Origin of the sequence: Streptomyces sp. NPDC059524 (assembly GCF_042749255.1) — a bacterium.
GTDB lineage: Bacteria > Actinomycetota > Actinomycetes > Streptomycetales > Streptomycetaceae > Streptomyces > Streptomyces xanthii.
Map to the genome: position 1 here is coordinate 19848 of NZ_JBHYTK010000086.1, position 9817 is coordinate 29664.

The window sequence follows — 9817 nt, forward strand, 5'->3', positions numbered from 1 at the left end:
TCGTACTCCAAGGGGTGTGGATCATTCGGCGGCGACGGCGATGCTCTCGCCGTCGACGTGCTCGAAAGTCTGCTTGCGGTCGTTCACGGCCCAGTACAGCGCGGCGGCGATGCCGGCGCCGATGAACCAGGAGAAGCCCGCGATGCCGGTGAAGGCCGGGACGAGCGCGATGATCACGGAGATGACGGCGGCGGGTACGAAGACGCCGACGGCCTTCATGTTGACGCCGCGCCGGTAGTGGTACGTGGCCTCGGGGTGCTCGGTGTACAGGTGCGGCACGTGGATCTGGGCCTTGCGCAGCAGCCAGTAGTCGGCCATGACGATGCCGAAGACGGGGCCGAGCAGGGCGCCGAGTCCGCCGAGGAAGTACGTGACGGCGACCGGGCTGTCGTACAGGTTCCAGGGCAGGATCACGAGGCCGATGACGGCGCTGACGACGCCGGCGCTACGGAAGGTGAGGCGCTGCGGGAACATGTTGACCAGCATGTACACCGGCGCGACAAAGTTGGCCAGGAGGTTGACGGCGACCGTCAGCATCAGCAGGGCGAGGCAGGCGAGGGCCAGCAGGATCGTGCTGGGGATGTCCTGGACGACCTGGGTGGGGCTGGTGATGACCTGGCCGTCGATGCGGAACTGGGCGCCGCTGAGCACGACCGCGATCGCGGCGAAGAACAGCATGTTCACCGGGATGCCGATGAGGTTGCCGCGGGAGATGGCGCGGTTGGACTTCGCGGACCGCGTGAAGTCGCAGAAGTTGAGGACGAACGTGCCGTAGACGACGACCCACAGGGCGGCGGCCTCGAAGATGTGCAGCCACTGGGTGCCGCCCTGGAACGGGGTGCCGTTGTCCAGCGCGATGGAGCCGTCGGCCTTGACGAACATCCAGACGGCGAGCGCGAGCACGGTGACCAGGACGGTCGGCGCGGCGAGCGCCATGTACCGGCGGATGGCCTGCATGCCGTAGCTGACGATCAGGACCTGGACGGCCCACAGGAACAGGAACGCGATCCAGCCGAGCGTGGACAGGCCGAGGATCGAGTTCTTGTCGTAGTCGGCGGCGCCCGGCCACAGGGCCGTCACCAGGGTGCGCAGCACCTGGGAGGCGAGGTAGGTCTGGATGCCGAACCAGGCGATGGCGGCGGCGCCGCGGACGGCGGCGGGCAGCTTGGAACCGCGAATGCCGAAGGCGATACGGCTCATCACGGGGAACGGGACGCCGGTGCGCGAACCCATGCGGCCGGAGAGGTTCAGCAGGACGAACAGCATGCCGGACGCGACGGCGAAGGCGATGAGGATGTCCCACACGCTCATCCCGAGGGCGAACAGGCCCATCGCGAAGGCGTAGTTGCCCAGGCTGTGGACGTCGTTGCCCCAGAGGGTGAAGACGTTGTAGGCGCCCCAACTGCGCCCCTGGGTCTTGGTCGGTGCGAGGTCGCTGTTGTAGAGCCGCGGGCTGATGTCGACACCCGCGACCTCGACCGGCTGCGCCGTCTGGGATGGGGGCCTTTGCTGAGCAGTGGCCATGGGGACCCCTCAACTTTCCGCCGTGCATTTTCCGCTGTGCGAAAACACAGTTCCAAAGAATGTGAACTGGACGTTACGACGTGGGTTTTCCGGAGGTCAACGGTTTCCAGGTGCCGGAAACTCCGTGACATGAGTCACAACGGGGCGCCCTTGTATACCAAGCGGGGAGACGCGTATAACCCCGCCGGACGGGTCCGGCGGGGTTGGTCGGATACGCCTCCGGAAGCGGAGAAAGGGCAGGTCAGAGCAGGGGTTCCTGTAGTTCGGTGACCCAGTCCTCACGGTTCTCGGGGCACTCCAGGTTTACCTCCGTGGGGTATCCGGCGGAGCGATGACCGTGTGCGTCGATCCAGTGGGCCAGCATCTGGACAGCCGGCAGGACCGTCTCCATGGAGCCGCGGTGGATGAGAGTGGCGGCCCGCTCCACGGGCGGCAGGTCGAGGATCCGCAGGCCGTCGTCCTCGCGGGGCGCCGCCGTCACCTCGACGCCCGCGTGCACGAGGATCCCGCCGCCCGGCGCGTCCTCGTAGCGGGCGACGCCGGGCCCGGTCGGTGCGATGCCGGCCGCCTCCAGACGCCGGAAGAGTTCCCCGTACAGCGGCTGGATCACCGGGCCGACGGTGTCGAAGTCCGGTGCGACCGCGGTCAGTTCGGCCACGCGGCGGCTGGGCAGGTGCTTGATGACGATGTCGTCGCCGGGCATGAGTCCCTCGCTCTCGATGGACCGGAGCCGCGCCTCGACCTGGCCGAGCCGGGCCGCCGTCGCCGCCATCTCCGCGGCCAGCTCGGCGCGGCGCAGCCTCAGCATCGCCCGCAGTTCCCCGGCGTCCACCTTCTCGTCGAGGATCTCCCCGACCTGCGCGAGGGTGAAGCCGAGGTCCTTCAGGGCGATCAGCCGGTTGAGCCGGGCGAGCTGGGCGGCGGTGTAGTGCCGGTATCCGGTGGCGGGGTCGACATGGGCCGGGCGCAGCAGTCCGGTCGCGTCGTAGTGACGCAGCATCCGGACCGAGACCCGGCCGTGCCGGGCGAAGTCTCCGATGGTGAACATGGTGTCTCCGAGTACACGGGCTCACACGGTGTGAGGGTCAAGCGTCCCCCACCGAGCCCCGCTTCCAGTCGTCCCGGACATCATGCGCACCACCGGAGCCGTGCCGTCAGCCGCGGGTGAAGACCGCGACCGTGCGGGCCGGGACGGTGAAGGTGCCCGAGCCCTTCTCGTACGAGGACGTCCGTACCACCTCGTCCGCTCCCTTCCGCTGCACCGGGTGCAGGCCGTACGCGGTACCCGCCAGCTCCCCCACCGTCTGCCGCTGCCGCTCGGGCGTCGCGTTGAGGACGACGACGAGGTCACCGAGGCGCATGGTGACCACGCCCGGGGTCTCGTCCGTGCCCGAGAGCGGGAAGGACAGCTCCTTCTGGACCTCGGCGGCGGTGCCCAGGTGGAAGGCGGGCTCCGCCGTGCGGATCTTGAGCAGGTCCCGGTACGCGGCGGAGGCGCCGTCGATGTCACGGCAGCCCGGGGCCGCGGCGGAGGCCAGGAGCGGCTTCGCGTACGGCCACTTCGCCTCGTTGTCGGCGGCAGGCGGGAGGCCGCGCCCGAAGCCGTTGCCCGCGCGGCAGTCCCAGTGGATCGCGTTGAACCAGTCGCCGCTGTCGAAGGAGTTCCGGTCGAGGGACTTCGAGCGGAGCAGGTCGGTACCGGCCTGGGACAGCGCGGGGCCCTGAGAGAGCGTGGCCGTGGCCATCGCGAGGACCTGCATCCTGGCCCGGTCGGCGGTCGGCGTCTCCTTCGGCAGTTTGTAGGTGAGCGCGTCGTAGAGCGACTCGTTGTCGTGCGCGTCGGCGTACGCGAGCGCGTCGCCCGGAGCCTCGGCGTAGCCGGCCGGTGCGCCGTTGTAGTCGACCTGGGAGCCCTTCACCTTCTTCCCGGCGGTGTCGGTGAAGGAGTAGTCGGCCAGGTTCCCGGACAGGCCCACCTTGATCAGGTCCTGGTAGTGGAGCAGCCGGGCCTTCTGCTCGGCGGGGGTGCCGTTGGCCTTCGAGGTGTTGGGGTCGGTGTAGAGGCCGCTGGCGAAGCCCTGCACGCCGGGGTCCTCGTCGAAGGGGCCGCCGCCGCGCACGGCGTCGCGGGCCCGGTCGGAGAAGGTGGCGATGCCGGTGCCGGCCATGTTCTTCTGCGTGGCCTGGACGAAGCGGGCGTCGTCGGCGACCTCGCCGAAGTTCCAGCCCTCCCCGTAGAGGATGATCTTCTTGCCGTCGACGCCGTCCTTCGCGACCGTCAGCTCGTCGAGCGCCTTGCGGACGGCGAGGATGTTGGCCTTGGGGTGGTGGCCCATGAGGTCGAAGCGGAAGCCGTCGACCTTGTACTGCTTGGCCCAGGTGACGACGGAGTCGGCGACGAGCTTGCCCATCATGGTGTTCTCGGGCGCGGTGTTCGCACAGCAGGTCGAGTTCGCGACCGTGCCGTCCGCGTTCAGCCGCTGGTAGTAGCCGGGGACGATCTTGTCGAGGACCGAGCTGTCGTCCTGGCCCGCGGCCGCCGTGTGGTTGTAGACGACGTCCATGACGACGCGCAGCCCGTCCTGGTTGAGGGCCTGGACCATCTGCCGGAACTCGACGGTGCGCCGGGTGCCGTCCGGGTCGGAGGCGTAGGAGCCCTCGGGGACGGTGTAGTGCAGCGGGTCGTAGCCCCAGTTGAAGGCGTCCTTCGCGGCGCTCTTGGTGACGCAGGCCTGCTGCCGGTCGCTGTCCGGCGCGTAGGAGCCCAGGTCGCAGTCGGGTGTGGCCTGCTCGGACCGCTTCTCGGGGATCGTCGCGATGTCGAAGGCGGGCAGCAGGTGCACGTACGAGGTGCCGGCGGCCGCGAGGGCGCGCAGGTGCTTCGAGCCGGCGCTGTCGCGGTCGGTGAAGGCGCGGTAGGTGCCGCGGTCGTCCTTGGGGGTGGTGGTGTCGGCGACGGAGAAGTCGCGGACGTGCAGCTCCTGGATCTGCGCGTCCTTCATCGCGACGGCCTTCGGCTTCTTCAGGTCCGCCCAGCCCTTCGGGGCGAGGGCCCGGTCAGCGAGGTCGACGACGAGGCTGCGCCGTGAGTTCGCGGTGAGGGCGAGCGAGTAGGGGTCGGTGACCTTGTTCGTGACGAGCTTGCCGACGCTCGGCGCCCACACGCGGACGGCGTACCGGTAGGGCTTGCCGCGCCAGGCCGCGGCCGGTCCGGTGGCGGACCAGACGCCGCTCGCACTGTCGCGGCGCATGCGCACGGTCCGTCCGTCGAGGTCGAGGGACACGTCCTGGGCGGTCGGCGCCCATACGGACAGGGTGACCTTGTCCCCCTTGAACACGGGTCCGAGCCCGGTCTTCGTGGCGGCCGTCCCGTACAGGGAGTCGAGCGCGCCGGGGAGCTGGACGCCGGTCGCGGTGAGCAGGGCGCCGTTCGCCGCGCGCTGGGTGGCGATGAGCTGCCCGCGCAGGGCGTCGCGTGCCCGATCGCGGTCGCGGGGGTCGATCGTGAACGCGGGATAGTCCTCGAGGTGCGGGTACTTCGCCTTCTGCGCGTCGGTGAGCGCGCCCGGGTTCAGCCGCAGCCAGTGGCCCTCGCTGCTCAGTGCGCCGTCCTCGACGGTGATACCGCCCTCGGGCGCGTAGACGAGCTGCTCGCTGGTGCCGGAGCCGGCCTTCACCTTCCACACGACGGTGTCGGCGTCGATCCACTGCGCCTCGGCCTTGTCCAGGTCCAGGTCGCCGCCGCCGCTGAGGGACGGCAGCAGATAGCCGCTCTCCCCCGCGTTGAGCCACACCTCCTTGCCGTACGTGCCGAAGTCGAGGGAGCGGTCGGTGGGGATGTCCTTCTCGTCGCCCTTGTGGAGGATGTAGCCGAGGCTGGTGGCGCCTTCGGCGAGCGGCACCTCGAAGACGAGACCGAACGCGTCCTTGCCGGTGGGCTGGAGCGGCTTCGCCCAGTCCGTGGGGTTCGCGGCGCCGGTCCAGGTGTGCAGGCCCCAGCCGTCGTAGTCGCCGTCGGCGCGGCGCACGTGGACGACGGCCTTGGCCGCGTCCTGCGGCGGGTACACCCCGTCGGGCCGCGTGGTCTTCTGGCTGTCGGCCCCCTGCTCGATCCAGACCTCCCCGGTCCTGCCGAGGTCGATCGTGCGCTCGGGGCCGTCGGCGGTGCCGTCCTTCTCGACGGTGTACTTCAGGGACCCGGCGCCGTCGGGGACCTTGACCCAGGCGAAGGCGCCGTAGGCGTCGCGGCCCACGAACTCGCCCGTGCTGCCACCGGACTTGAGCGTCCAGCCGGTGTAGTCCTTGTCGGTGCGCTTGTAGTGGACGACGACGTGGTCGCGGTCGACGGCGGTCGGCTTCTCGGGGGCCGGGGCCTGTCCCGCGGTCGAGGAGGCGAGCGCGCTCGCGGTGCGCCCGTCCCGGTCCACGACGACGGCCTTGTAGCGCAGGGCGGTGCCCGCCTTCACCGTGTCCGGCAGATACTGCGTGATCTTGTACGGGGCGTGGTCCACCGAGCCGAGCGTGCGCCACTTCCCGTCGCCGACCTGGGCGGCGAAGACCACGCGCGGGGACGCGGTGACGCCGGGGTCCGCGCCGAGGGTGACGGTGCCGGTGGCGCCGTCGGCCGGGGCGGTGAGGGAGACCTGTGGCGCGGCGCCGGCCTTCGGGAGCTTCGCGTCGGCGCGCAGGACGAGGCTGGACAGCGCGGGGACGGTCACCTCGACGCGCCCGCCGTCGGCCTTCACGCGGCCCGATCCGCCGTAGAGGGTGCCGAACGCGGCGGACTCGACGGGCAGTCGGACCGTCCTGGCCTCCTGCGCGTTGTTCACGGCGACGACGTACTCGCGGTCGTCGCCGGTGCGCGAGAAGGCGTACACGGAGTCCTTGGCGTAGAGCTCCTTCTGCGTGCCGTCCGTGAGCGCCGGGTTCTGCTTGCGGAGCTTCGCCAGTGCGGCGATGTCCCGGTAGAGGGGGTGCCGCTCGTCGTAGGCGGCGTCGGCGTGGGTGCGGTCGGTGCCGAGCTCGTCGTCGTCCAGGTAGTCGGCGACCTTCGACGGGAAGAGGGTCTGGCGGGCGTCCTTGTCGCCGCCGGCGCCGGTGAAGCCCTGCTCGTCGCCGTAGTAGACGACGGGGTTGCCGCGCGAGAGGAACATCAGCTCGTGGGCGAGCCGGTCGCGCTGGAGGAGTTCCTTGTCGGAGGCCTTGGGGTTGTCGGCCTTGAGGAAGGTGCCGATGCGGCCCATGTCGTGGTTGCCGAGGAAGGTGACCTGCTCGTACGCGTTGGCCTTGTCCGTCGCGTACTTGTAGTCGTCGGCGAAGACCTTGGCGAGCCGGTCCGCGCTCGCGCCCTGGGAGGCGTAGGCGCGGGCGGCGTCCTGGAAGGGGAAGTCGAGGGTGGCGTCGAGCCGGCCGCGCGTGACGTAGGGCGCGGTGACTTCGGTGTCGGCGGAGTAGACCTCGCCGAACATGAAGAAGTCCTCGCGGCCTCGGGCCGCCGCGTACCTGTCGAGGGCGGTGGCCCACTGGGTCCAGAAGTCCAGGTTCACGTGCTTGGCGGTGTCGATGCGGAAGCCGTCGACGCCGAAGTCCCGCACCCAGGTCTCGTAGATCTTCTCCATGCCCCGGACGACCTCGGGCCGCTCGGTCCACAGGTCGTCGAGCCCGGAGAAGTCGCCGTAGGTCGTGGACTCGCCCTCCCAGGTCGAGTCGCCGCGGTTGTGGTACATCGCCGGGTCGTTGAGCCAGGACGGGACCATCTCGCCGGTGTTCTCCGGCGTGTACGGGAAGGAGTCCTTGTCGACCTTCGCGGTGACGCCCTTGCTGTCGTCGAAGGGGCGGCCGTCGGTGTCGAGGTAGGGGTAGGCGCCCTTGGGGCGGTAGCCGTACTTCTTCTCGGCGTAGTCGACGGTGTCGGCGGTGTGGTTGGTGATGACGTCGAAGAAGACCTTCATGCCCTTGGCGTGCGCCTTCGCTATGAGGCGCTTCAGGTCCGCGTTGGTGCCGAAGTGCGGGTCGACCTGGGTGAAGTCGGTGATCCAGTAGCCGTGGTAGCCGGCCGAGGCGTTGTCGCCCTCGCCCTGCACCGGCTTGTTCTTGAAGATCGGCGCCATCCAGATCGCGGTGGTGCCGAGGTCCTTGATGTAGTCGAGCCGCTCGGTGAGGCCCTTGAGGTCGCCGCCCTGGTAGAAGCCCTTGTCGGTGGGGTCGTAGCCGGTCGCGAGCCGGGAACCGGTCAGCCCGCCCTTGTCGTTGGCCGTGTCGCCGTTGGCGAAACGGTCCGGCAGGACGAAGTAGTACTGCTCGCGGGTGAGGTCGTGGCGGGCGGGCGCGGCGGCGAGCTGCGCGTCGGAGGGCGGCGCGGGCGGGGCCGCGGCGCGGGCCGCGAGCGGCTGGGCGAGCGTGACGAGGAGGGCGGCGGCCGCGGTGTACGCGGCGGCCCGTCTGCGCGGGATGGGACGGGTGCGGCTCAAGGCGTGAACTCCTCGCGGAATCAGGGCTCTTGGGGAGGCGCGGGCCGACGGGGGCCGGGGCCTTGGGGACCGGGGCAGCGGGGAGGAGCCCCGGTCCGCCGCGTGACGGTACCGCTTGCTGGAAGACGACTGCAAGAGTTCTGCAAGCAACAGCAAGAACTTTCAGCAGGGTTCTTGACGTGGCCTTCTCAACTCCCGCAGGCTCACGGAGCGTTGCCCTCCCTCCGGCGGTGACGAAAGCGCCGGAATCCCCCCATTCAGGAGCCGCACATGCATCGAACCCCCACACGTGCCCGGCGCCGCCGGGCCACCGCGACCGCGCTCGCCCTGGGCGCCCTCACGCTCGGCGGCGTCGTCACGCTGCCCGCGCAGCCCGCCGCCGCCGACACGGGCGTGGCGAACGGTGACGTCATCGCCAACCTGTGGCAGTGGAACTGGAAGTCCGTCGGCAAGGAGTGCACCGACGTCCTCGACCCGGCCGGCTACGGCGCCGTCCAGGTCGCGCCGCCCGAGGAGTCCCTCAAGCAGCAGAACTTCTACTGGTGGGACGTCTACCAGCCGTACTCGTACAAGCTCGACAGCCGCTTCGGCAGCGCGGGCGACTTCAAGGACATGATCGACACCTGCCATGCCGCGGGCATCGAGGTCTACACGGACGCCGTCATCAACCACACGGCCGCGCAGACCGGCACCGGGTACGCCGGCACCACGATCGGCGACCGTTACGACACCCCGGACTACGACCCGGCCGACAGCGACGACTGCCGGAAGACCATCGCCAACTGGTCGGACCAGTACGAGGTCCAGCACTGCGAACTGCTCGGCATGCCCGATCTCGACACGGGCGAGCAGGGTGTCCGCGACAAGATCGCCGGGTTCCTCAACACGCAGATCGACCTGGGCGTCGACGGCTTCCGCGTCGACGCCGCCAAGCACATCGAGACGGGCGACCTGAACGCGATCGTGGGCGCGCTGCACACCACGACTTCGGGCGACGCCCCCTACATCACCCAGGAGGTCTACCCGGGCAACCCGCCCGCCCTCGGGGACTACTACAACAACGGCGACGTCCTCGACTTCACGTACGCCGCCGCGATGAAGTCCCAGTTCCAGGGCGGCGACATCGCCAACCTGGCTTCGTTCGGCAGCAGTTGGGGCCTGGCCGACGAGGCGCACTCCAACACCTTCGTCACCAACCACGACACCGAGCGCAACGGCTACACCCTCAGCTACAAGGACGGCGCGACCGCGACGCTGGCCAACGTGTTCCAGCTGGCGCGCGGGTACGGCCGCCCGTCGGTGTACGCCGCCTGGACCTTCGACCAGAGCGACCAGGCGCCGCCGAACGACGGCAACGGCTTCGTGACCGGGACGGACTGCGGCAGCGGCTGGGCCTGCGTCGACCGGGACGCGGCGGTGGCCGGAATGGTCGGCTGGCACAACGCGGTCGGTGACGCGCAGGTCGCGAACTGGCAGTCCCCGGCCTCGAACGTCATCGGCTTCGGCCGCGGCGACAAGGGCTTCGTCGCGCTCAACAACACGTCGGACGCCCACACCTTCACGTACTCGACGGGGCTGCCCGACGGCACGTACGCGAACGTGATCGACGGCGGCGCGACCTCGGTCACCGTCTCGGGCGGCAAGGCCGAGCTGACGGTGCCCGCGAAGGGCGCGGTCGCCTTCCACGGCTAGCGGAACGGGAGAAGGGGGGGGGGGGGGACTGGAACCGGCCCCCGTGTGCCCGGGCTACTCGGGGGGCCCCCACACAGGGGGTGGGGGCGGGCGGAGGCGCCCCCCGGCGGGGCCCGGGTGCGGGCCCCCAC

Annotated in this window: 4 protein-coding genes; 1 reads left to right on the forward strand and 3 read right to left on the reverse strand. The window is 70.2% G+C overall.

Translation table 11 applies throughout. The annotated features are described in order from the left end of the window. Positions 1-21: 21 nt before the first annotated feature. From ACFW9D_RS23210 to pulA, 3 genes are all read right to left on the reverse strand, one after another. Complete coding sequence (locus tag ACFW9D_RS23210) at positions 22-1524, reverse strand: NCS1 family nucleobase:cation symporter-1 (protein WP_384624356.1); 1503 nt, start codon at positions 1522-1524, stop codon at positions 22-24. Positions 1525-1765: 241 nt separating this feature from the next. Beyond that, on the reverse strand, positions 1766-2572 hold the full coding sequence (locus ACFW9D_RS23215) for a MerR family transcriptional regulator (protein WP_188340333.1): 807 nt from the start codon (positions 2570-2572) through the stop codon (positions 1766-1768). A gap of 106 nt (positions 2573-2678) precedes the next feature. Beyond that, positions 2679-7994: a pullulanase-type alpha-1,6-glucosidase gene (gene pulA / locus ACFW9D_RS23220; protein ID WP_384624358.1), complete on the reverse strand. Its 5316-nt coding sequence runs from the start codon at positions 7992-7994 to the stop codon at positions 2679-2681. Positions 7995-8264: 270 nt separating this feature from the next. On the opposite strand from pulA, the gene ACFW9D_RS23225 reads away from it, so the two are divergent. Further along, the gene (locus ACFW9D_RS23225; RefSeq protein ID WP_384624359.1) at positions 8265-9686 is read left to right on the forward strand and encodes an alpha-amylase family protein; all 1422 of its coding nucleotides are present in this window, start codon (positions 8265-8267) and stop codon (positions 9684-9686) included. Positions 9687-9817 lie beyond the last annotated feature (131 nt).

Coding starts and splice junctions, on each gene's coding strand:
- ACFW9D_RS23210 (WP_384624356.1), bottom strand. CDS start 1,524: ATGGCCACTGCTCAGCAAAGGCCCCCATCCCAGACGGCGCAGCCGGTC.
- ACFW9D_RS23215 (WP_188340333.1), bottom strand. CDS start 2,572: ATGTTCACCATCGGAGACTTCGCCCGGCACGGCCGGGTCTCGGTCCGG.
- ACFW9D_RS23225 (WP_384624359.1), top strand. CDS start 8,265: ATGCATCGAACCCCCACACGTGCCCGGCGCCGCCGGGCCACCGCGACC.